Annotated in this window: 29 protein-coding genes; 17 read left to right on the forward strand and 12 right to left on the reverse strand. The window is 70.4% G+C overall.

Annotated features, from left to right (window positions below; all coding sequences use genetic code 11):
- Positions 1–324: 324 nt before the first annotated feature.
- A complete protein-coding gene (locus VM889_13750) occupies positions 325–804 on the forward strand; it encodes a CxxC-x17-CxxC domain-containing protein (GenBank protein ID HVL49614.1) in 480 nt (159 codons plus the stop codon).
- A 55-nt stretch (positions 805–859) separates the two neighbouring features.
- Here VM889_13750 and VM889_13755 read toward each other — a convergent pair whose 3' ends face one another.
- The gene (locus VM889_13755; GenBank protein ID HVL49615.1) at positions 860–2,395 is read right to left on the reverse strand and encodes a hypothetical protein; all 1,536 of its coding nucleotides are present in this window, start codon (positions 2,393–2,395) and stop codon (positions 860–862) included.
- A gap of 140 nt (positions 2,396–2,535) precedes the next feature.
- On the opposite strand from VM889_13755, the gene VM889_13760 reads away from it, so the two are divergent.
- Complete coding sequence (locus tag VM889_13760; protein HVL49616.1) at positions 2,536–3,021, forward strand: CxxC-x17-CxxC domain-containing protein; 486 nt, start codon at positions 2,536–2,538, stop codon at positions 3,019–3,021.
- On the opposite strand, the gene VM889_13765 is transcribed toward VM889_13760, so the two are convergent.
- A complete protein-coding gene (locus tag VM889_13765) occupies positions 3,022–4,515 on the reverse strand; it encodes a hypothetical protein (protein HVL49617.1) in 1,494 nt (497 codons plus the stop codon).
- 97 nt (positions 4,516–4,612) lie between these two features.
- Here VM889_13765 and VM889_13770 point away from each other — a divergent pair, with 97 nt between their 5' ends.
- From VM889_13770 to VM889_13780, 3 genes are all read left to right on the forward strand, one after another.
- The gene (locus VM889_13770) at positions 4,613–5,947 is read left to right on the forward strand and encodes a hypothetical protein (protein ID HVL49618.1); all 1,335 of its coding nucleotides are present in this window, start codon (positions 4,613–4,615) and stop codon (positions 5,945–5,947) included.
- Positions 5,948–5,990: 43 nt separating this feature from the next.
- Entirely contained in the window at positions 5,991–7,295 is a 1,305-nt protein-coding gene (locus tag VM889_13775; protein ID HVL49619.1) for an oligosaccharide flippase family protein, read from the forward strand.
- A 159-nt stretch (positions 7,296–7,454) separates the two neighbouring features.
- Positions 7,455–9,665, forward strand: a complete 2,211-nt coding sequence (locus VM889_13780) for an ATP-binding protein (GenBank protein ID HVL49620.1) — start codon at positions 7,455–7,457, stop codon at positions 9,663–9,665.
- On the opposite strand, the gene VM889_13785 is transcribed toward VM889_13780, so the two are convergent.
- Positions 9,662–10,816 carry a glycosyltransferase family 4 protein gene (locus tag VM889_13785; GenBank protein HVL49621.1) on the reverse strand — a complete coding sequence of 385 codons (1,155 nt, stop codon included), beginning with the start codon at positions 10,814–10,816 and terminating at the stop codon, positions 9,662–9,664. The genes VM889_13780 and VM889_13785 overlap by 4 nt on opposite strands.
- Before the next feature lie 95 nt (positions 10,817–10,911).
- On the opposite strand from VM889_13785, the gene VM889_13790 reads away from it, so the two are divergent.
- Positions 10,912–11,328: a hypothetical protein gene (locus VM889_13790; protein HVL49622.1), complete on the forward strand. Its 417-nt coding sequence runs from the start codon at positions 10,912–10,914 to the stop codon at positions 11,326–11,328.
- On the opposite strand, the gene VM889_13795 is transcribed toward VM889_13790, so the two are convergent.
- Positions 11,309–12,181, reverse strand: coding sequence for a glycosyltransferase family 2 protein (locus tag VM889_13795; protein ID HVL49623.1), 873 nt, complete (start codon positions 12,179–12,181; stop codon positions 11,309–11,311). The genes VM889_13790 and VM889_13795 overlap by 20 nt on opposite strands.
- A 156-nt stretch (positions 12,182–12,337) precedes the next feature.
- On the opposite strand from VM889_13795, the gene VM889_13800 reads away from it, so the two are divergent.
- The 6 genes from VM889_13800 (at position 12,338) to VM889_13825 (ending at position 18,376) form a co-directional block, all read left to right on the forward strand.
- A complete protein-coding gene (locus tag VM889_13800) occupies positions 12,338–14,098 on the forward strand; it encodes a 2-oxoacid:acceptor oxidoreductase subunit alpha (GenBank protein HVL49624.1) in 1,761 nt (586 codons plus the stop codon).
- Between the two features lies 1 nt (position 14,099).
- Entirely contained in the window at positions 14,100–14,975 is an 876-nt protein-coding gene (locus tag VM889_13805; protein HVL49625.1) for a 2-oxoacid:ferredoxin oxidoreductase subunit beta, read from the forward strand.
- A 101-nt stretch (positions 14,976–15,076) separates the two neighbouring features.
- Positions 15,077–15,991: a hypothetical protein gene (locus VM889_13810; protein HVL49626.1), complete on the forward strand. Its 915-nt coding sequence runs from the start codon at positions 15,077–15,079 to the stop codon at positions 15,989–15,991.
- Between the two features lie 67 nt (positions 15,992–16,058).
- Positions 16,059–16,685 carry an NAD(P)H-dependent oxidoreductase gene (locus tag VM889_13815; GenBank protein HVL49627.1) on the forward strand — a complete coding sequence of 209 codons (627 nt, stop codon included), beginning with the start codon at positions 16,059–16,061 and terminating at the stop codon, positions 16,683–16,685.
- Positions 16,686–16,791: 106 nt separating this feature from the next.
- Complete coding sequence (psmA, locus tag VM889_13820; protein HVL49628.1) at positions 16,792–17,514, forward strand: archaeal proteasome endopeptidase complex subunit alpha; 723 nt, start codon at positions 16,792–16,794, stop codon at positions 17,512–17,514.
- Between the two features lie 352 nt (positions 17,515–17,866).
- Positions 17,867–18,376 (forward strand): hypothetical protein, encoded by a 510-nt coding sequence (locus tag VM889_13825; GenBank protein HVL49629.1) that lies wholly within the window; start codon positions 17,867–17,869, stop codon positions 18,374–18,376.
- A gap of 230 nt (positions 18,377–18,606) precedes the next feature.
- Here VM889_13825 and VM889_13830 read toward each other — a convergent pair whose 3' ends face one another.
- Positions 18,607–19,011, reverse strand: a complete 405-nt coding sequence (locus VM889_13830) for a hypothetical protein (GenBank protein HVL49630.1) — start codon at positions 19,009–19,011, stop codon at positions 18,607–18,609.
- A gap of 110 nt (positions 19,012–19,121) precedes the next feature.
- Between VM889_13830 and VM889_13835 the strand changes: the two genes are divergently transcribed.
- Together VM889_13835 and tsaA are read left to right on the forward strand one after the other, a co-directional pair.
- Positions 19,122–19,631 carry a hypothetical protein gene (locus VM889_13835; protein HVL49631.1) on the forward strand — a complete coding sequence of 170 codons (510 nt, stop codon included), beginning with the start codon at positions 19,122–19,124 and terminating at the stop codon, positions 19,629–19,631.
- 20 nt (positions 19,632–19,651) lie between these two features.
- Positions 19,652–20,065, forward strand: coding sequence for a tRNA (N6-threonylcarbamoyladenosine(37)-N6)-methyltransferase TrmO (gene tsaA, locus VM889_13840; GenBank protein HVL49632.1), 414 nt, complete (start codon positions 19,652–19,654; stop codon positions 20,063–20,065).
- A 4-nt stretch (positions 20,066–20,069) separates the two neighbouring features.
- On the opposite strand, the gene VM889_13845 is transcribed toward tsaA, so the two are convergent.
- Genes VM889_13845 through VM889_13865 form a run of 5 tightly spaced genes read right to left on the reverse strand, consistent with a single transcriptional unit; the run spans position 20,070 to position 23,894 of the window.
- Positions 20,070–20,975, reverse strand: coding sequence for an SDR family NAD(P)-dependent oxidoreductase (locus VM889_13845; protein HVL49633.1), 906 nt, complete (start codon positions 20,973–20,975; stop codon positions 20,070–20,072).
- 16 nt (positions 20,976–20,991) lie between these two features.
- Positions 20,992–21,240, reverse strand: coding sequence for a hypothetical protein (locus VM889_13850; GenBank protein ID HVL49634.1), 249 nt, complete (start codon positions 21,238–21,240; stop codon positions 20,992–20,994).
- A gap of 2 nt (positions 21,241–21,242) precedes the next feature.
- Entirely contained in the window at positions 21,243–21,584 is a 342-nt protein-coding gene (locus VM889_13855) for a hypothetical protein (protein ID HVL49635.1), read from the reverse strand.
- Between the two features lie 50 nt (positions 21,585–21,634).
- Complete coding sequence (locus VM889_13860; GenBank protein ID HVL49636.1) at positions 21,635–22,975, reverse strand: hypothetical protein; 1,341 nt, start codon at positions 22,973–22,975, stop codon at positions 21,635–21,637.
- Between the two features lie 40 nt (positions 22,976–23,015).
- Positions 23,016–23,894, reverse strand: coding sequence for a hypothetical protein (locus tag VM889_13865; GenBank protein ID HVL49637.1), 879 nt, complete (start codon positions 23,892–23,894; stop codon positions 23,016–23,018).
- 121 nt (positions 23,895–24,015) lie between these two features.
- Between VM889_13865 and VM889_13870 the strand changes: the two genes are divergently transcribed.
- Complete coding sequence (locus VM889_13870) at positions 24,016–24,249, forward strand: hypothetical protein (protein HVL49638.1); 234 nt, start codon at positions 24,016–24,018, stop codon at positions 24,247–24,249.
- Here the strand turns inward: VM889_13870 and VM889_13875 are convergent.
- Both VM889_13875 and VM889_13880 read right to left on the reverse strand, forming a co-directional pair.
- A complete protein-coding gene (locus tag VM889_13875; protein ID HVL49639.1) occupies positions 24,246–24,842 on the reverse strand; it encodes a hypothetical protein in 597 nt (198 codons plus the stop codon). The two genes, VM889_13870 and VM889_13875, sit on opposite strands and share 4 nt — an antisense overlap.
- A 91-nt stretch (positions 24,843–24,933) precedes the next feature.
- Positions 24,934–25,155, reverse strand: coding sequence for a 4Fe-4S binding protein (locus VM889_13880; protein ID HVL49640.1), 222 nt, complete (start codon positions 25,153–25,155; stop codon positions 24,934–24,936).
- Positions 25,156–25,339: 184 nt separating this feature from the next.
- Between VM889_13880 and VM889_13885 the strand changes: the two genes are divergently transcribed.
- Positions 25,340–25,498 carry a hypothetical protein gene (locus VM889_13885; protein ID HVL49641.1) on the forward strand — a complete coding sequence of 53 codons (159 nt, stop codon included), beginning with the start codon at positions 25,340–25,342 and terminating at the stop codon, positions 25,496–25,498.
- A gap of 4 nt (positions 25,499–25,502) precedes the next feature.
- On the forward strand, positions 25,503–25,818 hold a 316-nt coding region (locus VM889_13890), incomplete at its 3' end, for a DUF6015 family protein (GenBank protein HVL49642.1).

Below are 25,818 nucleotides of genomic sequence, written 5' to 3' on the forward strand. Positions count from 1 at the left end.
ATGCCGGGGCGGTTATTTATCGTTTCGGGGCTCGTTCTCACATCTAGCACGCGCGCGTCACGCGCCCGCGCGCGACGCACACGCGTCACGCGCGCGTGCGCGCGCGAGGCCCGGCCCTGCGCGCCAAATCGGCCGGTCCGGACCCGGCCCTGACCGATCCCGGACCCGGGCTTCTCGGTCCCGGCGCCGTCGCCCGACATTCCCGCGACGCTCCCGGCGCGCGCGTCCGAGCGGCCGACGGGATGACGTGAAAGGTGAAGTGTCAACGTCGACCCGGCGGTCGCGGGCAACTCCTTAAGTACGATGCCCGCCCCCTTAGGGAGGATGAACTCCTCTACACCTACCGCGCGCTCCGCCGCGCCCCCCCGCGTGCAGATCGAGGTGACCTGCACGGCGTGCAACCAGACGGCGACCGTTCCTTTCCAGCCGACGCCCGGTCGACCGGTCTTCTGCGCCGCGTGTTTCGCGAAGCGCGGCCCCACCGCGTTCGGCGCGCGCGGCGGTGGCTCGCGCCCCCGCACGTTCGGCACGGACCTGAACCGGTCGGCGCCGAAGAAGCGCATGCTCTCGCAGGGCCGCAAGGCCCACTTCGTGTACGACGTGCTCGAAGTGCTGACGCGCGAGGGCCAGATGGCGGAGGAGCAGCGCCGCGCCTTCGTCGAGATGCTTTTCACCCGCGGCTCGCGCCAATCCACGGAGGCGGCCCGCGATTTCCTCGCCGAGAAGCAGGGGGACGAGACGGTGACGCCCGTCGAGGCGGCCCGCATCGACCGGCTCCTCGAGCAATACTCCTTCCGCCGCTGATCGAGCGGTGTCCGCGGGCCCTTGCGGGCCCGCGGCGCGCCTTCGGGCGCTTTTCTCATCCGCGCGTCGGCGCGCGTTGGACGGACTCGTCGTAGTGGATGTCCTCGCCGACGTCGCGGAAAACGTTCCCGACGACGGTCCAGGCCGTCGCTTTGTCCATCTCCGTCGCGGCGATGCCGTACTGCGTCCCGGCGATGCTGTTCTGGACGATCGCCACGTTCGCGGCGCGCACGCCTTCGAGTCGGACGCCCGCGGGCGCGTCGGCGCCGAGGTGCTTCCCGAACACCGGCACGAGCGCGACCGCGCTCGATGAGCGGGCGTTCGAGAGCTCCACGTTGTTCCCTTCGATGAGGAAGTCGACGTCCTTGGTGCCGCGAACGAGGATGGCGTCCATCGGCGCGTCGACCCACCGGAGGCCCGTCGTGCGATCCTTCGCGGCGAAGGTCACGCTGTTGCGGAGGATCATGAACGATCCCGCGTACTCGTGGTCCTCGTCGAGCTGCTTCTCCCCGTCGTCGTGCGCGTGCCCCTGCTTCTCGTTCCTGTGGTAGCGGTCGTCCGCGCTGAAGACGTCGACCACGAGCGGCCCGCCGATGAAGGTGTTGTCTTCGACGGAGATGCGCGTGAAGTGCACATGGGGCCCCACGAGGCTCTCGTCGGGTTCGCTGCGCGCGGTGCGGTCGTCGCCCGCGTGACCCCGGTCGGTGTACGCGAAGGCCGCGCCCTCCTCCACCGTCACGTGGTTGCGGCGGAACGCGGCCTCGTGATACCGGATCGAGTGGTCGTGCGCCGCGCTCTTCGCCTTGTCGCCGTGGTTGTGGCTGTGGCAATCGAAGCAGCTTGCGTGGTGATGGCCGTGGAGCTGCATCTCGACGTAGCCGACGATGACGTTGTCCTCGAACAGGGCGCCGTCAAAGCCGTCGATGTTGAGCACGATGCGGTCGCGGAACCACGGCGTGAGGCGGCCGAGGTCGTCCATCACGTCGCGGAAGGGATGGCTCGGCGCCGGACCGACCTCGTTCTCGCGGAAGACCCCGTCGAAGTGGCGGATCTGGCCCACGATGCCCATCTTGTTCTTCTCGATGAGGCCGCCGGTCGCGTCGCCCGTGCGGGGATTGTTTTCGTTCACGCGGAGGTCGTCGATGTAGTTGTGGTGGACGTGCACCTTGTCGCCGTTCCAGTTGAGCCGGAGCTCGCCCGCGAAGAAGTTCTCGCGGATCACGTAGTACTGGTCCGTGTCCTTGAGGTGAAGCTCGTGGAGCACGTTGAGCCCCGTGATCACGAACGGGTCTTCGAGCGTTCCCGACCCGAGGATGTCGACGCCCTTCTCGGCGAGCGCGGCGACGTCGGGGACGCCGTCGATGACGAGCGTGGTGACCTTGACGAGGCCCGACCCGCTCGACGGGATCGTCCCGACGGCGGGAGGCCACGAGGTCCGGTCGCGGGCGTGCGCATGGGGGGTTTCGTGCGCGGGGTCCGGGTCGGCCCCGGCCGCGGGGGCGCCGCTCACGAAACCCGCCGCGAAGACCACGGCGGGCGCGGCCACGATCAAGGCGCAGGCGATCCCGGCGACGAGGATCCTGGATCTCATCGGCTCACCGGGACGCACGACGGAGGGGCCCTTCTTAGGGTGAGTGGCGCGGTCGTTGAAGTGCCAACGGCGCCGGAATCCGTTTCCGGGGGGCGCGCCGACAGGGAAGGGTTTATCAGCGGCGGGTGCTACGGTGACTCGTGCCGGATCCTTCGCCCGCGCGGTCGGCCGCGCCCCGGGAAGCCGTCGAGGTCACGTGCGCCTCGTGCGGCGTTTCCACCACCGTCCCGTTCACGCCCACGCCTGGTCGGCCCGTTTATTGCCGCGCGTGCTTCTCGAAGCGCTCGGGGCCCGGGTCGCCCGCGGGCGGCGGCCCTTCGCGAGGCCCTCCCCGGACGGAATTCCGGAGCGAGGCCCCGCGCGGCTCGACGACCCGTCGCCGGATGCTCTCCCAGGGTCGGAAGGCGCACTTCGTCTACGACGTGCTTGAGATCCTCGGTCGCGAGAACCGCATGGCGGGCGAGGTCCGCCGCACCTTCGTCGAGATGCTCTTCACGCGCGGCGCGCGGCAGAGCACGGACGCGGCGATCGAGTACATCGCGTCGAAGGTCGACGACAAGACCCTCACGACCGCCGAGGGGCAGCAGCTCTCCCGGCTCGTGGACCGATACTCCTTCTGGCGCTGATCAGAGCAGGTTCAGCAGCGCCGCGACGACGGTCCGGTTGAGGATCCAGAGGATCATTCCAGACCCGAGCGCGAGCGCCGCCGCGAACCCCGCGACGCGGGTGATGCGGTTCCACTCCTTCCCGAGCCCCGCGTAGCGCATCGCGGTCGCGGCGAGGATGGCGACGGGTAGGCCGAAGGCGATGAAGGCGATCGTCCACGTGAGGGACTGAAGGCCGAGGAGCAGGAGGAATCCGGGCCCGACGCCGGTTTCGCCGAGCGAGGAGAGCGCGCTCGCGCCGGTCGCGCCGGCGAAAGCCACATCCCAGAGCACGAAGGACACGACGAGGCCGCCGACGTAGACCGCGAAGGCGATCGCGCGCCGTCCGAGCGCGAGGCGCGGCGGTGGCGGCTTCTTCAGGATGCGCGCGACGTACGCGGCGACCGCCGCGACCCACAAGGCGAACGCGAGGACGGGCACGAGGTCGAATACCGACGGAACGTCCGCGGTCACGAACGCGGAATTCGCGAACACGAGGTCGGGGGTGCCGCGCACGGTCCCTTGTCCGGTTCCCGTCCAGCTCGCGGTGATGCCGTCGCCGCGGAGCACCAGCGCGCGGCCGAGGGGCAGCTCCGCGCCGTCCACCGTGACGCGCCGGTCCTCGGCGCCTGCTCCGGGTACGACGACGAACGCGCCGTTGATGAAGGGGGCGACCGACACGAGCGCCTGACGCTGCGTGTCGTCGCCGAAGAAGGACGGGCCGAGCGCTTCCGCGACGGTCGCGAGCCGATCCATCGTCGCGGCGACCGAGGCGCTCCGCGCGGGCCGGAGGTCGACGGTCGCCTGTCGCGCGTCGAGCGGGCCCCCCATCGGGACGACGGCGATCGCGCCGGTCCACTGCGCGGCGGAGAGGCCCTCGATCACGAAGGCGGTGACCTCGTCGCCGCCGGCCATCGAAGGCCCCAGGCCCTCGTTCACGGGACGGCTCGACCATCCGGCGACCGCGTTCCCGTCCTCCGCGAGCAGGGTCACGCGGGCGTCGAACGGGATGAGCTGGATCGCCTCGCCGCGCGCCGGCGTGAAGCCGCCGCGCAGGGCTCCCGAAACCATGACGAGGCTGCTCCCGCCGCTCGCAAGCGGCGGGGCCGCGACGACGAGCGCGTGCTCGGCCGCGGCGTCGAGCGCATAGGGTCGGTCGGTCGTCGAGACGAACCCCCCCGATTCGATCACGACGGTCACGTCGCGATGGGTTTCGCGCGAGCCGCTTCCCGGGAAGGGCAGGCCGCCCTCCGGACGGCCCGTCACGACGTCCACCACGGCCGAGGGACCGAACCGAGATCCGTCGGCCTCGGCGACGACGAAGGCGTCGTCGAAGCGGCCGGCGAACGCGAGCGCCCCGGCGGCGATCATGGTGCCGCCGTCGTGGAGATCGAGGGACGCGGCGACGTCGGAGCGGGCCGCCGCGGTCGGAAGCGCGAGGAGCGCGAAGACCACGAGGACGGACAGGGCGCGCATGGACGAGGCACGCGCGAAGTCCGGGATAAGCATGGTGGAAATCGACGCAATCTTGATGACGCCTCCGCGCGTCAACCATGTCGGAGGCTGGATCGCAATGCAAATCCACGCCGAGCGCGCGTTCGCCTTCGCGCTCGCCTTGACCTTTGTTCTCGTCGCCCCCGTGACCGCGGTGGCCACCGTCGAGAAGGCCGACGTCCCCTGTCCAGGGTTCACCGACATCCCCGGCATCGGACCCGCCTGTCCCGTCGAAGGCGGATACGAGATCCTCCTCGAAAACGGCCGGCGGTTGTTCACGCACGGCGGGGATCCGCTCCCGCCGGACCTCGGCTTCGAACCGTCGACGCCGGGCGAGGCCCCCATCGGCGAATGGGGAATCTTTTCGGGCGTGACGCCTCGCGATCCTGTCTGCGTCTCCTCGCCGCTCGAGGCCCACGGCGTCTTGGTCTACGCCCACGCGGCCGATCGGCTTCCCCGATACGCCGAGATGGCCCCGATCCTCCGGACGTGGATGCGCTACGTCAACGGGCTGCTCGCGCGCGACTCCGCCGAATTCGGCCTCGATTTCCGGTATCGCATGCTCTGCGACGGCGGCTCGCTCGTCGTGCACCACGCCGTGATGCCCCGTCCGGCGTCCGAGACGTCCTTCCAGACCATCGTGACGGATCTCCAGGCCCAGGGCTACGACAACCCCTACGCGAAGTACTGGATCTGGAACGACGACACGGGCATCGTCGCGCGATGCGGCTGCGGCGGCACCGGCGACTTCATCAACGAACCGCGCCCAAGCCCCGACAATCCGAACAACCGCGGCCCCTCCTACGGCGTGACGCACGCGTTCATGTCGGAATGGTCTCCGTTCACGATGATGCACGAGAACGGCCACAATCTCGGCGCCGTGCTCTCCAAGGCCGCGGCCTCGAGCGGCGCGGCGCATTGCAACGACGGCCTCGACGTGATGTGCTACGCCGATGGCGGTCCGAAATCGAACTACAAGATCGTCTGCGGGCGCTACACGTTCGACTGCAACCGGGACACGTACTTCCATCCCTTCCCGCCGGCGAACTCCGTCCTCGCCTCGCACTGGAACCTCGCGCTCCCGACGAACCGCTACATCCAGGGCTGCCATTACGCGACCGGCCGCATCCCCGGATCCCTCAACGGCATCGACGTGGACCGCGCGACGGCGGTCACCGTGGACGTTCCTCCGGGATGCGGCGGCCGGGCGTTCGCGCTCTACGGCGAGTCCCTCCCCCAGACGAGCCTCAGCCCCAGCAACTTCGACGTTTGCTGGTACGGCGCCCCCGGACTCATGCGATGCGACGCCACGGCGAGCTCGACGGAACGAGGGACTGTCCCCGCGGGCGCCACGGCGGCGCGCATCATCTACCGCTTCGGCGCGGGGAGCGCGTACACGTTGAGCATCCAGTAGCGGCTTCCGATGGCTTTAGGCGCGCCTCCCCCATGAGGGCGGCGTGACCGCGTTCGCGCCCCGCGCGCTCCGGAACCTCCTCAAGGAGGATCTCGCGCGCGGATCGGGCGTGAACCTTGCGTTCACCGCGCTCCACGCTGTCCTGGGCGTGGCGGCGGCCGTGGTCGCGGCCCGGTTCCTCGGCCCCGCGGGGCTCGGCGTCGTCGCGCTCGGCTTCATGCTCCTCGAGTTCCTCAGCGCGTTCGACAACCTGCCCACGGCCGCGTTCATCCGGGAATACAGCATCGCGCCCGAACGTCGCAAGGTCGCGACGGCCTTCGCGGCGAAGCTCGGCCTCGGACTCGTGACCACCGTCGTCGTGCTGGCGTTGTCGCCCCTCATCGCGAGCCTGCTCGACATCCCGATCATCGTGCCCGCGGGCTTCGCGCTCATCCCGACCGTCGCCGCGTTCGGCTCGGTCGCCATCGCCGCGCGCGAGGCCCGTCGCGACAACCTGCGACGCAACGTTCCCGGCACGGTCGAGCGTCTCGTCACGCTCGCGCTCTACGTGCTCATCCTCGTCGTCCCAGCGCTCCCCTACAGTCCAGTCGCGCTTTTCGTCGCGGCCACCGTCACCGCAAGCGTCGTGGGCTCGGCGGCGGCCTTCCTCGTCGCGCCGCCGTTCGACCCGCGCGAGGCCGATTGGCGCGAAGCGCGCGCGTATCTCTCGTTCGGCCTGCGCACCCAGACTGTGAGCCTGCTCGAGAAGACGGTTTTCTGGATCGACATCCTCCTCATCGACATCCTTCTCGGTAACCACGCGACGACCGGCCTCTACCGGGCGGCCTACAGCGTCATGGCCTACCTGCCGATGGTGGCGGGCGTCGTCACCATCATGCTCTACCCCGCGCTTTCCGAGGCCTTCGGTCACGGCCGCAAGGACGAATTCGCCCGCACGTTCTCGCTCGGGTTCTTCTACGGCCTCGCGATCGCGATCCCGGGGGCGCTTGTGGCGCTCCTCTTCCCGGAGTTCATCGTCCTGACGCTCTTCGGCCCCGGCTTCGAGGGCGCGGCGCCGCTTCTTGCGGGTCTCGCGCCCGTCGCGGTCCTCGCGGTCGCGATGATTCCCTTCTCCGTCTCGTTCCCCGCGATGAACCGGCCCGACCTCGCCTTGCGGCTGGGGCTGGTCATGGTGGTCGTGAACGTGCCCCTCGACCTCGTGCTCATTCCCGTCATGGGCCCCGTCGGGGCCATCGTGGCCACCGCGGCAGCCTTCCTCGCGGGCCTCGGATTTGCCCTGTACGCCACCCTCCGCGTCGGCGGCCGGGCGCCCAGCCTCGCTCACGTCCGGGAAGTCATGGGCCGCTGAGGCGGTTGAGCGGAAAAGTCGTCGCGTCGGTCCGGCACGCTGTCGGCACGAGTATATAGGATCGGGAACGGACCCCCGCCCACGCTGGAGGAAGGTTCGCTGCCCGCGCCCATCACGACCGCTCACGGCGGAAAACGACCCACCCGCGCAGGCCTCGCCGTGGCGGGCGCGCTCGTTGCGGCCGCGCTTTCGCTCGTGGCGGGGAGCCTCCTTGTTCTCCTCGGCCACGCCCCCGACCCGGTCCCGGCCGGCCTCCACGAGATCAGCCAACCGAACGCGGGCGCCACCGTCGCCTTCGCGGCCGCCGTCGTTCTCCTCGCCCGGGTGGGATTCGTGTTCGACTTGGGCGGCCGGACGTTGAAGCTCGGTCTCGAGGAGACGGCGCTCTTCGTCGGCGTCCTCCTCCTTCCCGCGCCCCATGTCGTCCTCGGCGTCGCCGCCGCGGCGGTCGTGGACCGCATCGCGCTGCGGGGCCCCTCGGCGGGAAACGTCGCGGACGCCGCTTCGATGGTCCTCGCCTCGACGCTTGCCATCCTCGTCGTCGGCGCCCTGCGCGTCGCGGGCCTCGATGCCCCGTGGGCGGGCCTCGCGGCGCCTCCCGTCTATTTCGTCGCGGCGAGCATGCTTGCGAGCGCGCACGTGGGGGCCAGCGCCGGGGCGAGCGCGCTCGACGTTTTCCGCGAGCGCTTCGCGGGATGGACGTTTCTCGGCGCCGCGCTCGCGACGAGCCTGGGCCTTCTCGTCTACGCGCTCTTCCGTCTGTCGCCCCTCGCGGCGGTCGCGGTGGTGCCCACGCTCCTCTATCTCATGCGCTTCGGGCGACTGAGCCAGCGCAAGAACGAGGAGATCCGCACCCACGAGCGCCTCGCGAAGGCCACGGCGGAGGTCGCGGGCGAAAGCGATGTCGACGGGGTGGCCCAACGGGTCATGGAGGCCTCGCTCGAGCTCCTGAGCTGCGGCGAAGTCCGGCTGTCGCTCGAGACGGAGCGCGGTCGGCGCCTGTGGTCGAGGCGTTTCGCGGAGGCGTCGACCGAAGGCATCACCGAAACGCTCGTCACGGCCGACGCGCGGCGCGTCGGCGAGATCACCATCTTCGCCCGCGCGGGCCGGGAGTCGTTCGGTCCGCGGGAGCGCCACCTGCTGCGCACGGTCGCCGCGGGCGCGACCTCGGCCGTCCTGAACGCCCAGGCCATCGAGGCGGCGCGCCGGGCCTCCCGGGATCTCGCGGAAAGCGAGCGGCGTTACCGCGATCTCTTCGACACGACGAACGTCCTCATCCTCGTCCTCGACGAGCGCGCCGTCATCGTCGACGCGAATCCCGCCGCGGCGGAGGTTCTCGGATCGAGCCCCGAGGCGCTCGTGGGCCTCGACGCCGCGACGCTCGTCCTGGACGAGGACCGGGAGTCGTTTGCGGCCGTGCTCGCCCGGCTCGACGCGCACGACGTGGCCCGGGACGTCGAAGTCCGATTCCTCCGAGAGGACGGCGGCGTCCTGACGCTCCTCGTGGACGGCCGCACGAGCGAAGGTCAGCGCGGCGCGCGCCAGCGCGTGCTCGTCGCCCGCGACATCACGTATCTCAAGGATCTCGAGGCGGAGCGTCGGGAGGCGATGGCCCGGCAGGCCGAGAGCATCCGCCGCCTCGAGAACGCGAACCGCGAGCTCGAGGAGTTTACGCTGTGGACGACGCACGACATGCGGGAGCCGCTGAGGAGCGTGGGAACGATCGCGCGTTTCCTCCACGAGGACATCGACCACCTCGAAAAGGATGAGGCGCGGGACATGGCCCGTCGCATCCACGAGGGCGCCGAGCGATTGAAGGAGCGCGTGAAGGCGCTCCACGCCTTCAGCCGCATCGTGCAGCAGGATGACGCGTTCGAGGACGTCGACCTGAACGGCGTCGTCGATGGCGTCCTCGCGGCCTTCGAGGTCAAGATCCGGGAGAAATCCGCCGAGATCGACTGGCCCGAAGGCGGCTTCCCGACCGTGCGCGCGCAGCCGCATCGCATCGATCAGGTCTTCGCGAACCTCGTCGAGAACGCGCTCAAATACGGTCTCGCCGAGCGCCCCGTCGTCGAGCTCGCCGTCGAGGACGAAGGCGAGCGCTGGCGGTTCTCGGTCACCGACAACGGTCCGGGCATACCCGAGGAATACCGCGAGCGCATCTTCGGGCTCTTCCAGCGGGGTCCACGCACGGACGAGGCGGGCTCGGGCGCGGGCCTCGCCATCGTGAAGCGGATCGTCGAGCAGCACGGAGGCCGCGTCTGGTTGGCAAGCGAGGCCGGCGACGGCGCCACGTTCGTGTTCACGCTGCCGAAGACGAGGCCCCGCCCGGGCGACCGGGAGGCCCCCGGCGTCACCGCGAGCGTCTAGGATTCGCGCAGCATGGCGAGGTAGACGCCTTCGAGCCGCTCGACGATGGCGCCCCAGTCGAAGCCTTCGGCGCGCTTCGCGCCCGCCCGACCCATCGCGGCCGCGCGGACGGGATCGTCCACGAGCGCGCCGAGCCGGTCCGCGAGCGTCGCCGCGTCGCCGTACGGCACGAGATGGCCCGTGACGCCCTCCTCGACGACATCGGGCACGCCCCCCACGGCCGTCGCGACCACGGGGAGACCCGCCATGCCGGCTTCGAGGAGGACGATGCCGAACGCCTCCCACGCGCTCGGAAGCGCGAAGACGGCGGCCCCCGCCATCGCGGACCGGTAGCCCGCCTCGTCGAGATGCCCGGCGAACAGCACGCGATCGGCGAGACCGAGGTCGGCCGCCCGCTTTTCGAGGCGGCCGCGTTCCCCCCAGTCCTCGCCCACGAGCACGAGCCTCAGGCCGGGTCGCGCGGGCGCGAGCGCCGCGAAGGCGTCGATGAGGGTCGCGAGGCCCTTGTTGGAGGCGAGGCGGCCGGCGTAGAGGATGTAGGGCGTCGCGAACGGCGTCGCGGGCGCGGGGGCGCGCCACCGCGCGACGTCGAGGCCGTTCGGGACCGTGACCATCTTTCCGCGCGGGAGGAACGACAGAAGATCCTTCTCGCGGTCGGTGACGGTGAGGATGCGCGAAGCGCGCGCATAGACGGTCGCGGCCATCGCGTGGTCCACGACGCGCGCGAGGCCGCGCTTCCAGGCCGGAAGATGGTCTTCGGCCGGATGGTAATGGGGCGTGACCGCAAGCGGAATGCCTCGCCGGTGCGAGACCCACGCGGCGGGCCAGAGCTGGAAGTAGCGGTGGCTGTGGGCGTGGATGACGTCGACGTCCTCGAGCGCCCCGAGGGCGCGGAACATGCCCGGGAAGGCCGGCGCCCGCGAGAGGGGCGGGAGGCCTTCGAGCGCGGGCACGCGCACGACCTCGACGCCCTCGGGAGGGGGCGGGAAGTCCGACGGGTCCCGGCGGACCCAGGGAATCTCCGTCCAAAGATCGGTCGTGACGACGGTGACGCGGTGACCGCGCCGCGCGAGGCCGGCGGCGAGGGCCTTGACGTGGGCCTCGGCCCCGCCGGGGCCGCCGAAGCGGACGCACACCTGCGCGACGTGCACGCGGCGCCATGGCGGCGCCCTGCCATAAGGCGACCGACGCGTCCGTCAGGCAAATGGCTCACAACCTTTTTCCGCCGGGGATCGTTGATATTGGCATGCATCGCGAGCGCCGCGTCCTGCGGCTGGGGACGCTCTGGATCTCGGGCGGAGCGTTCACCTTCGAGCCCGTGGAGTCCACCGCGAAGGCCGCGGTGGGCGACGACGTCGAGGTCGGCGTGTCCGTCGACTGGCGCGAGGGGAGTCTCCTCAAGGAGACGGCCGAGGTCGTCCTCACGGTGGAGCGGGGGTCCACGAAGCTGGGACGGACGGCCCTCGAGGTGCGCGACCGGCCCGTGCTCGACGACCGCGAGATCGTGTTCCTCTTCGTTCCGATCCACGCAAAGGCCCCGGGCCGGATCGAGGGGCGCTACTCGCTCGTCGCCTCGCAGGAGGAATCGAGCTGGGGGAGCCACCACCGCGGCGATCCGCGGACCTTCTCGCAGGAAGGCGCCTTCACGATCGAGATCGGTTGAGCCTCGCCGCCTCGCGCAGGTAGCCCCAGTGGCCGGCGGCCATGCGTAGCCAGTGGAGCCCCATCACCGCGGGGTCGAATCCGGCCGCGCGCCGCGCGTGCTCGAGGTGCCAGGGCGCCTTGACCGTCACGTCCCACACCCAACCGGGCCACGACCGGACGGAGGCGTCGCCCGCGCGCTCGGGGTGCCGCGCGACGATGATCGCGCGTCCGCGCCCGCGTCGCGTCTCCTGCCGCACGAAAGCGCGGAGGTTCGGCGGATGGTGGTGGTGGACGACGGCCTCGGGAACGTAGACGGCGCGCGCCCCCGCCTTCATGGCCCGCGCGAGGAAGTCGACGTCCTCGCAGAGGGCGCCCGGCAACGTCGGGTCGAATCGCGCGGTGTCGTAGAGCGAAGCGCGCACGCCGAGCGTCGCGCCGGAAAGGAGCGCCGACCCGTCCCGGAAGGAGCGCGCGTCGATGGCCTCGTACATGCGATCGTAGGCGCGCTCGAAGCGCGTGGAGGGACGCGAGGCGACGTGGCCGCCCGCGATGTCGGCATCGCCTTTTGCGAGGCGCCCCGCGAGGGCGGCGGCCCAGCCGGAAACGGGAATCGCGTCGGAGTCGAGGAAGAGGACGTGCTCCGCGCCCGCATCGCGCGCGGCCTCCCAGCCGGTGTTGCGCGTGTGGGCGGCGCTCGCGCGACCGGACACGACGACGCGGGCGCCCTTCGCGCGCGCGATGTCCGCGCTCGCGTCGGCGCTTGCGTCGTCGACGCACCAGACGACGGGCGCCTGCGGGAGGACGGCGTCGAGCACGGCGCCGATCGTGCGCGCGGCGTTGCGCATCGGGATGACGACGTGCGCGCGAGGCACGCTCCGCCAACCGGCGGCGGGGGCTTCAGGCCTCGCCCATCGTAGAGTAGCGGTTGGGTGGCTACTCGTATATACTTGCGACCGGTTCGAATGGACTCTCGCTTCAGGAATCATTATGCAAGGCCCGGAGCTAGGACAAGCCCCGGAGACCCCACCATGCCCATCGTGAACGCCGTGAGCTGGCGGATCGGCGGCCAGCAGGGCGAAGGCATCGACTCGACGGGCGACATCTTCTCGAAGGCGTGCGCCCGGCTCGGTCTGCACCTCTACACGTTCCGCAACTTCTCGAGCCGCATCCGCGGCGGCCTCACGTACACGGACGTGCGCGTCTCCGAACGTCCCATCTCGGCGCGGCCGGACACCATCGACATCGTCGTTGCGCTCGGCCAGGAGGTCGTCGACGCGAGCCTCGCCGACATGACGGACGGCGGCATCCTGATCTACGACTCCGACGCGTTCACGCCGGCCCTGCCCGAGTCCTTCGGCAAGACGATCCACACCCTCGGGGTCCCCCTCACGAAGACCGCCGAATCCGCGGGCAACAAGATCATGAAGAACATGGTCGCCCTCGGCGCGTCCGCGCAGATCCTGAAGATGGACGTGCAGGTCTTCTACGACTTCGTCGAGGAGCGCTTCGGCAAGAAGGGCCAGAAGATCGTCGACATGAACAAGGCCGTCATCAAAGCCGGCGCCGAGCACGTCGCGGCGAACTTCCCGCGCGAGCACTCGTGGATCCTCGAGCGCCGTCCGCTTCCCGCGACGGGCCGCCGGCTCGTCATCAACGGCTCGAGCGCGACCGCCTTCGGCGCGCTCGTCGGCGGCTGCCGCTTCATGGCCGCCTACCCGATCACGCCCGCGACGGACGTCATGGAGTGGATCATCGACCACGTCGACGAATACGGAGGCTTCGTGCTCCAGGCGGAGGACGAGATCGCCGCGATCCACGCGTGCATCGGCGCGGGCTACACCGGCGTGCGGGCCATGACCTCGACCTCGGGCCCCGGCCTCTCGCTCATGACCGAGGCCGTCGGACTCGCGGGCTCCGCCGAGATCCCCGTCGTCATCGTCGACGTCATGCGTCCCGGACCCTCGACGGGTCTCCCGACGAAGCACTCGCAGTCGGATCTCCTCTTCGCGATCCACGGCGGCCACGACGAGTTCCCGCGCATCGTCGTCTCGCCCTCCACGACGGAGGAGGCGTTCACGCTCATCCAGGAGGCCTTCAACGCGGCGGAGCAGTACCAGTGTCCGGTCTTCTTCCTCCTCGACCAGGACCTGAGCATCGCGCAGCAGGCGCTCGACGCGATCCCGCTCGGCGCGGTGAAGATCAACCGCGGCAAGCTCGTGAAGCCCGAGGACGTGGCGAACCTCGCGGAGGGCGCGTACCACCGCTACCAGTTCACCGACGACGGCGTCTCGCCGCGCGCGATTCCCGGCACCCCGAACGCGCTCTTCAACAGCACGGGCTCGGAGCACCAGGAAGGCGGCTTCGTCACGGAGAACCGGGCGAACCGCACGAAGATGATGCTCAAGCGCGCCCGCAAGCTCGAGACGTACATGAAGAACCAGAAGAACGGGCACCACGCGCTCGGCGACGCATCCGCGAGGATCGGCGTCATCACGTGGGGCTCCACGCGCGGCCCCGTCGAGGAGGCGCTCGGCCGCCTCGGGAAGGACGGCGTGAAGACGAAGACGCTCGTGCTCACGCAGCTCTGGCCGTTCCCGAAGAAGGTCGTCGCGGACTTCCTCGCCTCGGTCGATACGGCGTTCGTGGTCGAGGCGAACTTCTCGGGCCAGCTCGCGACCCTCATCCAGCAGGAGATCGGCGGGCACGACAAGATCCGGCGCGTGAACAAGTGGGACGGGACGCCCTTCCGGCCCGTCGAGATCGTGGACAAGCTCAACGAGGTGATCTGAGATGGCGGCCCCCGCGGCGAAGACCTTCAAGGACTACGCGACGAACGAACCCTCCTGGTGGTGCCCGGGCTGCGGCGACTTCGGCGTGCTCGCGGCGATCCAGCGCGCGTTCGCCGATCTCGGCCTCAAGAACGAGGAGATCCTCCTCGTCGCCGGCATCGGCTGCTCGGGCAAGATCTCGGGCTACGTGAAGGCCTACGGCTACCACTCGCTCCACGGCCGCGCGCTCCCGCCCGCGGTCGCCGCGAAGCTCGCGAACAAGGACCTCACGGTTGTCGCGGTCGGCGGCGACGGCGACGGCTACGGCATCGGCGCGGGCCACTTCGTGCACGCGGTGCGCCGCAACGTCAACGTCACGTACATCGTGATGGACAACCACATCTACGGCCTCACGAAGGGCCAGGTCTCCCCGACCTCGGACCTCGGGTTCGTCACCGGCACGACGCCCCACGGCAACGCGGAGGCGCCGCTCAACCCGCTCGCGCTCTTCCTCAGCGCGGGCGGCTCGTTCCTCGCGCAGGGCTTCTCGGGCGACATGAAGGGCCTCAAAGACATGATCCAGGCCGCGATCGAGCACGAGGGCTTCTCCCTCGTGAACGTCTTCTCGCCGTGCGTGACGTTCAACAAGAAGAACACGTACGCGTGGTACCGCGACGTGCTCGTCTCGATGGACGGCGAGGAGATCAAGCACGATCCCTCGGACAAGCAGGCCGCGATGCGCCTCGCGCTCTCGGACAAGATCTACACGGGCATCTTCTACCAGGAGAAGCGCCCCACGCTCGAAGCGCAGGCGCTCGGCCTCCAGGGCCCGCCGCTCACGAAGCTCGACATCGAGAAGGGCTACGACTACAAGCCGATTCTCGACGAGTTCAAGTGAGGCGAGTGCAACGGTCCTCTCGACGGCGAACCCCGCCGACACGGGACGAGCGGCGCCATGGCCGCATCGCATCTAAATAGATCGATGCGGCCTGTAGCGCCATGGGCCTTCGACGCATCGCGCTCGTGGCGCTGCTCATCCTTTCCTTCATCCCCGCTCCGACGCACGGCGCTTCGCCCCCTGAAATCGTCATGCACTTCTCGGGCGAGGCCGGCGAGTGGGTCGTCCTCCACGGGTTTCTCGCCGAGCCGACGCAATCGTTCACCTACACGTCCGTCTTCGACCTCTCGATCGACAACGGCGGCGCGGAGCCGGCGAAGGCGTTCCTCGCGCGCCCCGCCCTCGTCTCCCGCCTGATCGAGGAGGACCACGCAAGCGTCCTCGGGCTCGCCGCGAACACGGTCGTGGCGACGGTCGCACCCCACGAGAAGGATTCGATCGCGGCAACGTGGTGGACCCGATCCAACACCGCTGATTCCTATCACGTCGGATGGGCCTTCGCCGCCGGAGCCTCGGCCCCCTGGACGCTGTCCCTCCGGATCATTCCCGAGAAGGCGCTCGGCCCGGTGACGGTCGTCCGGGGCCACGGGCTCGCGTTCGCGAGCGCCCACGCCCGGACGGAGGACGTCGGGGTCGGCATGGGCTTGTCCCGACTCGATCTCGCCTTCAACGTCCCGTCCCGGGGTTGGACGCACGTCGAGATGGACGAAACGGTCGATGGGATTGCGCTCCGGACCCAGGTCGTCCTTCGTCAGGCGGAGTTCCCGAACGGTTATCAGCACTACGAGGTCGGCCCCGAGCTCGCTCCGGGACGCACCGCGATCGGCGCCTTCGGCAACGAGGCGGGCGACCTCTTCGCGTCGTACGCGGGGGTGGGGGCGCTCAGAACCTCGGTCGTCACGCTCGTGCACGTCCCGATCGACCACGGTGCTTGGCCTCCGACCTGGACCCTTGCGAACTACCGCTGCGGAAGCACCACGTACCTGATGTACTGCGCAAACGCCTTCGAGGTCTGACCGCTTCCCTGCCGGACAGTCCTGATCCCAACGCAATCCGTTTAGGCTTCGAAGCCGGTCGCGGAGCATGACCCCCGCCCCGCCGCTCCGCGTCGTCGGCCTTCCCGGAAGCCTCCGCTCCGACAGCAGCACGCGCAAGGTCGTCGCCCTCGCCCTTGACGGCGCGCGCGAGCTCGGCGCGGAGGTCGCGCTCCTCGACCTCGCGGGCTACGACCTGCCCTTGTGCGACGCGCGCGACGACGAGTCCACGTACCCCGAGGGCGTGCACCGGCTGCGCGCGGACCTGCGCGCCGCGAAGGGGATCATCCTCGGAACGCCCGAGTACCACGGCGACGTGAGCGGGGTCCTGAAGAACGCGCTCGACCTCTGCGGCTTCGAGGAGTTCGAAGGCAAGATGCTCGGCCTCGTGGGCGTCGCGGGCGGCCGCCTCGCGGCGACGCACGCGCTCGACTCCCTGCGGCACGTCGGCCGGTCGCTCCACGCCTGGGTGGTTCCGGAGGAGGCGGGCGTCCCGCAGGCGGGGCGCGCCTTCGGCCCGGACGGGAACCTGACGGACCCTCGGCTCGAGGCGCGCGTGAAGGAGGTCGGGCGGCAGGTGGCGAGATTCGCGATGCTCCACACGATGCCCGAATCGAAGGCGTTCGTCGAGGCCTGGGAGCGCTGCTGGCCGAACCCCGGGGGCATCGCGCGTTAGGCCCGCCGCCCCAGGCGATGCGTCCACGGCCCCGCGTTTCGCTAACGGGTAGCTTTATGCCGGACGCCCCCTTAGTCGCTCCACCCTCCACCAGGAGACCTTCCGTATGCAGCCCGCGCAACTCTACGACTCCGCGGCGACGATGTTCTCGCCCGACGGCCGCATCTACCAGGTGGAATACGCGCGCGAGGCCGTCAAGCGCGGCACGACCGCCGTGGGCGTGACGTTCGCGGACGGCATCGTCCTCATGGTCGACAAGCGCGTCTCGGGCAAGCTCATCGAGGCCGCGGCCGTCGAGAAGCTGTACAAGATCGACAGCCACATCGGCGTCGCGTCCTCCGGCCTCGTCGGCGACGCGCGCGTGCTCGTGGCGCGCGCCCGCGGGGACGCGCAGAACAACCGCTACATCTACGACGAATCCCTCGAGATCGAGGTCCTCGTCAAGAACCTGAGCGACATCCTCCAGGCGTACACGCAGAACGGCGGCGTGCGCCCCTTCGGCGCGGCCTTCCTCGTCGCGGGCATCGACTCGCGCGGCGCGCACCTCTACGAAACGGACCCCTCGGGGGCCGTCGTCGCGTACAAGGCGACCGCGATCGGCATCGGCCGCGCGACCGCCCTCGAATTCCTCGAAGCCGAGTACCGCCCGGGCCTCGCGATGGAGAAGGCCGCGATCCTCGGCCTCAAGGCGCTCGCGAAGGCCGCGGAAGCGGCCCCGCAGACGGGCGCCGCGGCCCCCGACATGGTCGTCATCTCGAAGAAGGACGGCTACCGCAAGCTCGCGCCCGAGGAAGTCTCGCGCTTCACCGCGCAGCTCCAGGGTCAATAGCGCGCCACGAGGCCCCGGCGACGCGGAGCGCGCGCTCGGGGATCGGGTTCCGGAAAAGGCTGCACGAGCGCAGCAAAGGCACTATACGAGACAAGCGCCGAATCCCTCTATATTAAGTTTCCGCTCCGCGGCCCGTCCGAGGGCTTGCGCTCGCGGATTCGTCGGGAAGAAGGCCGCACAAGGCGCAGCAAAGGCACTATACGAGACACGGCGATGATTCTTACTCTTATAGGTTTCGGTTCACAGGCTCGCGCCGGGCGCGGCGGAGCGTCGGACAGACGTGGAAGCTTCGACGTCCGTCGCATCCGGTTGAAATCCCCCCGGCGCGAACGGGTGCTCGGTGACTCCCACCATGAAGCTGAAGCACGCCCTCGTGGCCGCCCTGATCGCCGTCGCCCTGATCGCCGCGCCCGTCGCGCTCGCGGGCGGCCCCTCGCCGAAGGCCCGCGAGCACGCGGATGACCACGCGCAGGAGCGCCTCGCGAACGCCGGCAACGGCACCGAGGTCGACGACGAGCACGCCTCCGACAAGCGCGAAGCCGCCTGGAACAAGTCCATGGGCGACCGCGCGAAAGCGCGCGCGAACGCGTCCGACGAATCCGACGACCGCCGCGCGAACGCCTCGAAGGCGCGCGAGGAGCGCCTTGAGAAGCTCCGCGAGATCCGCGACGCGAAGCGCGAGGACGGCAACCACTCGAAGCGCTTCGGCCTGCACAAGGGATGGAACGAGTCCAAGTTCGAGTCCCAGATCGCGAAGCTCGAGACGCTCATCGACAAGCTGTCGGAGAAGCTCAAGAAGCTCGTCCGCTTCCACGAGCGTCTCGAAGCCTACGTCGCGCGCCTCGCCGCCCGATCGAGCTGATCGCCTCCACCCGCGGGCTCCCGTTCGGGGAGCCCGCCCTCTCCCTCTCTTCTCGCGGTCCCGTCTCGGGGCCTGACGCGTCCGAATCGCGATGGTCGCGTCGCTTCGACGTTCGTCGCATCGCGCTCAAGAGGCCCGCTGGGTCTGCCGGCGAGGCGCCCGCGCGCGGCGCCCCGCGCTGACAGGCCGCGGATCGGCTGGGGCCCGCGGCGGTGACCCTTTCCTCCGCTTCACGAGCGATCGACGACGACGCCATCCACCACGGGCCCCCCGGGCGCATCGCGCCAGCCGGCGCGCGCGAGCTCGCGGAGCACGGTCAGGGTGGCGATGGGCAGGAACGCGTCGAGGCCCGGAATGATGTCGACGCCCGCGAGGCCGAGGGCCCAGGTCGGGCGCCCCGTGAGGCCGAGCACGAACGCCGTCTCCAGGAGGAACGTGCCCACGGTGCCGACGACGGGCAGCGTCTCGTCGAAGATGTCGAGCACGTCGATGAGGACGGCCACCGGCAGGAGCAGGAGAAGTCCGACCGGCAGCGGACCCGAGCGCCAACGCGCCACGGCGGCGAACCGGTCGGCAAGCCAGGCGACGAGCGGAATCGCGCGCGCGACCTTGGCGGGCCATGTGTGTCGAGCCATCGGCCGCTTTCCGCCGGCCTCCTGCATGAGGCTTGCTTCGCGAGGCCCGCTCGCCCGGCGCGCGTCGTTGGCGCCAGATTCTTCCAGGCGGCGGACGCCGGCGGGACGCCTTGCAGCCCTTCGCGGTCCTCGTCCTGCTCGTCCTCGGAACGTTCGGATTTCCCGCGGGGGCCGTGGGCGAAAACCCCTGCGGCGTCCCGCCCGAGCCCGGCGCGTCGTACACGTGCTGGTCGACGTCGGCGCCGTGTCGAGGGGCCGCCGCGGGCGCCTACTGGCGCGCGGGGAACGTGACCGCCTACGATCACCGCTGCCTCGGCGCGCAGGCGCAGCACGACGGGGCCGTCTGCCTCGGCGAAGGGCAGGTGTACCGCGCGAACGCGACGCGGTTCGGCCATCATTGCCGCGGCGTACTCGTGCCGGCCGACCCCACGCCCGACCGCCTCGCCTGCGCGGGAGACTCCTGGGGTGAGGGCCCGCGCCCGAACGCGACCGGCCGGACGTGCCAGCGCCCCATCCCCCCGTTCGACCCCGTCGAGTTCATATATGACCTCCTCGGGCTTGTCTCGTATAGTGACTTTGCTGCGTTCCCGCGGCCTCTTCTTCCGAACCCTCATGTGTGAGCGCAGCCTCCGCGTGGCGCATGGACGAGATCCGCCTGCGCCCGATCGGCGTCGTGCGCTCCCCGTACCGGACGCCGCTCGACGCGCCGCGGCAAGGCGCGCTCGCGAAGGAGACCTCGACCCTCCACATCGACGACGCCTACGCGCCCGGCCTCGAAGGCGTCGCGGCGGGGCGGCGGCTCCTCGTCGTCTGGTGGGCGCACGAAGCCGATCGCGCGACGCTCGCGCGGCCCGGCACCGACGGCGTGTTCTCGATGCGGACGCCGCACCGCCCGAACCCCGTCTGCCTCACGGAGGTCGAGGTCGCCTCGATCGAGGGCGCGACGCTCGTCGTCCGCGGCCTCGACGCGCTCGACGGCACGCCGATCCTCGACATCAAGAGCGCCGAAGCGGAGCACGAGGGCTGGAGCGCGCTTCCGCGCGGCCCGCTTTGAGCGCTCAGCGTCGGACGGGCTTCCCGCGGAGGCCCTCGCGCTGGTGCTCCAGGTCGAGGTGGCCCTCGGGCTCCCGCTTGAGCGATTTCGGGACCTCGCTTCCCACGGAACCCTTCGCGATCGTGATCCCGCCGTCGGCGCTCCAGAGCGCGCCGGTCACGTACGACGCCTCGTCGCTTGCGAGGAAGAGATACACGTTCGCCATCTCCTCCGGGGTGCCGCGGCGTCCGAGCGGCGTCGCCTCGAGGATCATCCTCTCGGCCTCCTCGTCCATCGGACCCGTCTCCGCGTGCGTCCACGCCGTGTCGATCGCCCCGGGGCAGACGCAGTTCGCCCGCACGCCGGACTTCGCGCCCTCGACGGCGAGGGCCTGCGTGAAGGCGTGGATCCAGGCCTTCGTTCCGCCGTAGATCGCGTTCTGCGGCAGGCCGACCTTGCCGCTCTCCGAGCCCGCCGACACGATGCAGCCCCGCGAGCGCTTGAGATGCGGCATCGCGAACTTGGTGACGAGGAACGTCGCGCGCACGTTGTTCGCGAGGGTGCGATCGAACGATTCGATCGAATACTCCTCGACGGGATTCATCTCCAGGAATACGCCTGCGTTGTTGACGAGGACCTCGACGCCGCCGAGCTCGCTCACGGCGGTCTCGACGCATCGGCGCGCATCTTCCTCGCGGGACAGGTCGCCCTTGTAGGCCAGCGCCTCGCCGCCTGCGCCCCTGACCTCCTGGACGACCGCGTCGACGGGATCGCTCTCGAGGCCGGCCACGAGCACGCTCGCGCCCTCCTCGGCGAACCGCTTCACGATGGCCTCGCCGATGCCCGTCGCTCCGCCGGTCACGATGGCGACCTTGTTCGCGAGCCGACCGGTCGATGAGCGAGTCCCTGGGCGCGAGGATTGCGGCGTCATGGGCGCGCGGCGGCATTCATGGTCGATAAGGCTGACGGCTACCGGGGATGTCCTTGAGCTCGCGGGCGAGAATGATCTCGCGTCCCGACGCGTCGCCGATGAACGTCCGCGGGACGTGCGCGCGCGTCCCGTTCTTGAGACGCACCTCGAGCGCCGCGATGGCGAGACCCTCCACGTCGAGCGATTCGACGACGCCCACGCGGCGGCCGCGCGGGTCGACGACGGGTTTCCCTTCGATGGGGCCGGGCGGGATTCCGCTCCGCATGGTCATCCCAGGTCGAAGCCTTCCTGCTTCAGCACTTCGGCAAGAGGCGCCTCGAGCCGCACCGTGTCCTGATCGATGCGGGCGAGGCGGCGCGATTCGACGTCGACGGCCCGCGTCACGAGACCCAGCTCGCGGCGCACGCCCTCGTCGAGCCCGATCACGACGCGGGGCTGGTTCTCGAAGGCTGTCGCGGCGTCCGTGATCTCGCCCACCCGGTTGCCGTCGGGGTCGACGACCCAGAGACCGAGGCGGCGAGCGGGACGGTCGAGCACGCGCTCCGCGCTCCCCACGTCCTCCTCGCCCGGGAAATCACGAACGCCCTGGATGGGTCCGCGAGGCGTCATGGAGAAGCCTCCGCGCAGGCGCGTCAAAAGGGATTTCGCGCCTTCATCGATCAGTCGCGTCGCGCGGGGCGCCCGGCGCCGGCCGCGTCCCACGCAAGGATGGTGGCGACGGCGAGGGCTTCGAGGGTGACGAGCATCGGCACGAGGCGGTCGGGGTCGCGGATGAGCGGTTCCTCGTCGGGGTCGAACAGGAGCAGGCGATCGTAGCCGCGCTGCGCCGTCGTACGGGCGTCGGTTGCGAGGATGTTGCCCGCGGGGCCGCCGAACGAGGCGCTCGTGGCTCCGACGACCCCGTACGTCCATCGGGCCTCGCGGCGATCGAGGTCGAGGAACACGATGTCTCCGGCAAGCGGCGCCACGACGACGTGGCGTCCGTCGCGCGAGAGCGCGGCGCCCGCGTTCGAGCCGTCGTCGTTGTGCGCGACCGCGCCCTCCGCATCGAAAGTCCAGAGGACGTCGCGCGAGGCGTCGAAGAAATCGAGGATGAATCGTCCCGGCCGCTCCTGCATGGCGAGGATGCGGCGACCGTCCGCGCTCACGTCCACGAACGAGACGCCGCTTCCCGTGATGCGCGACCACACGAGGCGACCGGGGCCGTTCTCGGGCAGCGCGAAGAGCGAGACGGCCCCCGAGAGGTCGACGGGATCGGGCGAGAAGCCCCCGACGACGAGGATCGATCCCGTCGCGTCGAGCCGGATGCTGCGGACCGACGCCCCTCCGCTCGTGTTCAGCAGGACGCGGCCCTCGCGCCACGCGAGCACCTGGCCCCCCTGCGTGCCGCCCGCGACGGTCCCGTTCGCGACGTCGAGGGCCCGGACGAAGCCCGGGAAGGCCACCGTGACCGGGTCCGCGAAATCGCGCAACACGAGAACGGGATTGCCGGCCGCCTGATAGGCGAGGGCGAGCGTCGCGCCGTCGGCCGCGAGCGCGAGCGGGTTGCCGGGGACGAGCTCCTGGAAACGGAGGGCGCCGTCGCGCGCGTCGAAGGCCATGAGCGTCGCGAGGGGGAAGGCGGTCGTCGCCGCGACCCAGCCTCGCCCCGCGGCGAGGGTCGCGCTCGATGTGTTGAGCGGACGGACCCACGCAAGCGATCCGTCCTCGGGATTCCACGCGGCGAGCGCGCGCTCGGCGCCGCGGAACCGCACGAGCGTGTAGACGACGTCGCCCTCGGGGGCGACGACGACCTCGGACACCTCGACCTTCTCGGAAAGCCTGGCGTCCGGGAAGAGGAGCCGCACCGCGCGGTCCACCGCGACCGTGTGGCGCGGCTCGTGGCCGTCGTCCGCGAGGGCCGCGAAGACCGCGGTGCCGATCATCGCGACGACGCCGAACGCGATGAGGCGCGATCGACGTCGCAGGAGGGCGACGAGGCTCGCGCCTTCGGGGGCCATGGGCGGCCGAGGCCCGGCGGGCGTGAAAAGGGTATCGGAATCACGAGAGGACGGCCGGGAGCGGAGATGTCCTCTCGTTGTCGATCTCCGAGGACTCGGCGACGACGCGGTCCGGATCGGCGACCAGCGCGACCTGGGACGCAAGGAGGCTCAAGCGCGCCGCGTCCTGCGGCACGAGCCAGGAGAACTTGAACCAGGTTCCGGGCGTCGGCGGGAGGGGGAACTTCGAGACGCAGGTCGGCCCGGCGGCGGGGATGACATTGGAGGTCAGCACGATGCGCGGCGGACTCGTCGAGGGATCCAACGGCGTGCGGAAGCCGAGACCGACCGGGATCGAGGTGACGCTCTCGCGTCCGTCGTTGTGGACGCACCCTTCGACCTCGAGGAGGAGCGGGTTGTGCGCGCTGCGTCCCGCGAGCGTGTACAGCTTCGTGTACGAGACCGCCATCCTCGTGATGAGGAAGTTGGGCTGCCAGTCGACGTCCAAAACCATGCTGGCGTCGATGTTCGAGTTCGAGGGATCGTCGTACACGACCGCGTAGCGGCCGGGCGCGGGCGTGCCGGACGGGAGGACGCGGCCCTGCTCCCAGCGGATCGTGACCTCGAGCGGCTGCCACGGCGTCACGGTGGTCGTCGCGCCTTGGGAAATGTAGTACATCGTCGGGCCGAGCGGGTCGCCGTTCGCGCGCAGCTCGAGGTCGTGGTACACGATGACCGTGTTCGGGCCCGGCGATACGTGGATCTTGAACAGGAGGGTCTCGCCGGCGGTGGCGTCGGTCACCTTCGTCCCGTCGAGCCGGAAGGCGCCGAGGAACGTGTACTGCGGATACTGGGTCTGGGCCTCGCCGGGGCTCGCGAACACGGCGAACGGGGCGAGGAGAACGGCGACCGTGAGCGCGCTCCGTAGTCCAGCCCGCATGTCGACCCGCGCGGGCCACGGCCGGCGGCGTCCTTAGCGTTTGCCGTGAGCTTGTATCCGGCCCGCCGGGCGAAAGAAACCGTTAAATTCGCTCAAGTCCCATGGGCGCCCGAGGTCTTCGTTGAGGGACGTCCCGAAGGGCCCGGTTCCGCCCGCTCCGCGACCGTTCGACGCGCTTCTGCCCCGACGCCGGGAAGGCCCGCCCACCGAGGACGACCTCGCGTGGGAGCGTTACCTCGCCGCCTGCACGGATTACCTCAAGCGGCAGATGATCGTGTACCAGAACTGGCCCCAGCGCAAGGTGGGACGCCTCGGCTACACGGACGAAAAGGTGTTCGACGACCAGAACGCCTAGGCGCCGACCTTCGGCTCCCATACGGTGAGGAGCGAGCTGACCTTCCAGCTGACCTTCTGGTCCTGCTGGATCGGCGGCTGCGCGGGGTGGAGCTGGATGCCCGTCGCGTCGAGGAACTCGACCTTGAGCTTCCACTCGCCGACGGCCGCGTTCGCGCCCGCCTGCGGGGCGAGGCCCTTCTTCGCGGCGTTCGCGTCGTCGCCGCGCGCGGTCGTCGCGGGCGGGAGGGGGGCGACGTCGAAGGCGACGTTCACGGTGCCGGTGTCCGACTCCGCGGTCTTCGCCTCCCCGGAGGGGCTCGTGACGGTGAGCTTCAGCTTGTCCTTGCCGTTCGTCGCCGTCCAGGTCAGCGCGAACGTGGCCTTCGTGACGTTGGCCTCGGCGACCTTGAGCGCGCCGTCGGCGCTGCCCTTGAGGTTGACGCTCCCGTCGGCGGAGGGGCCGGCCTTGTCCGTCGTCGACCAGGCGACGTCGAAGGCGTTGCGGCCGCCCGTGGCCGAGCCGGCCTGGTCGCCTTCGTACTTGAACACCCCGATCATCGCGATGACGAGGATGACGGCGCCCACGACGCCGACGATGGTGTCCTTGTTCATGACAGCCCTTCCAGGGCCGCGCGATGCGCCTCGCGTCCTTTAACGATTCCGAGGACCGCGGCCCGGCGCCTCCGGGAGGCGCGCTCCGCCATCAGGCGCCCGCGGGCCGCGCGGCGCCTTTCCCGGCCGGCACGGCCGGCGATCCCGGGAGGGGCGCGAGGGCGTCCACGGGGCAGACGAGGACGCAGAGGTTGCATTCCGTGCAGCTCGAGCGGAAGAGGATGCGCCCCCGGAAGAGGTCGATCGCGTCGTGCGGGCAGACGCCGACGCAGCCGCCGCAGTCGTCGCAGGCCGTGGGCTCGAAGCGGGGCACGGCTCCCGCATGGGGCCGATTCCCTTCAAACTTGGCGGCGGGCGGAGCGGGGGCTCCCACGAGCCCCCGCCCGGCTGTCACAAACCTTAATAGCCAGCCTGCGTGTCAAAGCGTGTCAAGCCGGGGAGAGGCCTGGCAGCCCTCGCGGGCGGCCGGGTTCCGCGCTTGAGTCAGGTGTTGCCCCATGGAACAGGATGAAACGATGGAAGCCGGGAGCGCCCTCCCGGTGAACGCGTACCTTCTGAGGGACGCGGAGAGCTTGACCGGCGATCGCACCCGCGGCTGGTACTTCTCGGTGCTGGTGCGGGCGAGCATGGCGCGCCTCGCGCACTGGAACGGGTGACGTCATGCAGACCCACCTCGCGCCGAGCGACCTGGCCCTGGCGCTCCACCGCCTCTTCGGCATGGACGACGAGGACGCGGGCGCCATCGCCGAGGTGGTCCTCGACCACTTCTCCGGCAAGGAGGAAGTGGACGACGACGACCTCGCGCCGGACGTGCGCTCGATCTTCTACACCCTCGAAGGGAAGAAGCTCCTCACGTTCCGCCGCGACGAGTACACGACGGAGGACGGCGACCGCCGCCGCGCCTTCTTCTGGCGCCTGCGCCACGAGGAGGTCCTCGCGGCCCGCGGCGAGAAGGCCCAGGCCGTCGAGATGGACG

It is taken from the genome of Candidatus Thermoplasmatota archaeon (assembly GCA_035540375.1).
Classification (GTDB): Archaea; Thermoplasmatota; SW-10-69-26; order JACQPN01; family JAJPHT01; genus DATLGO01.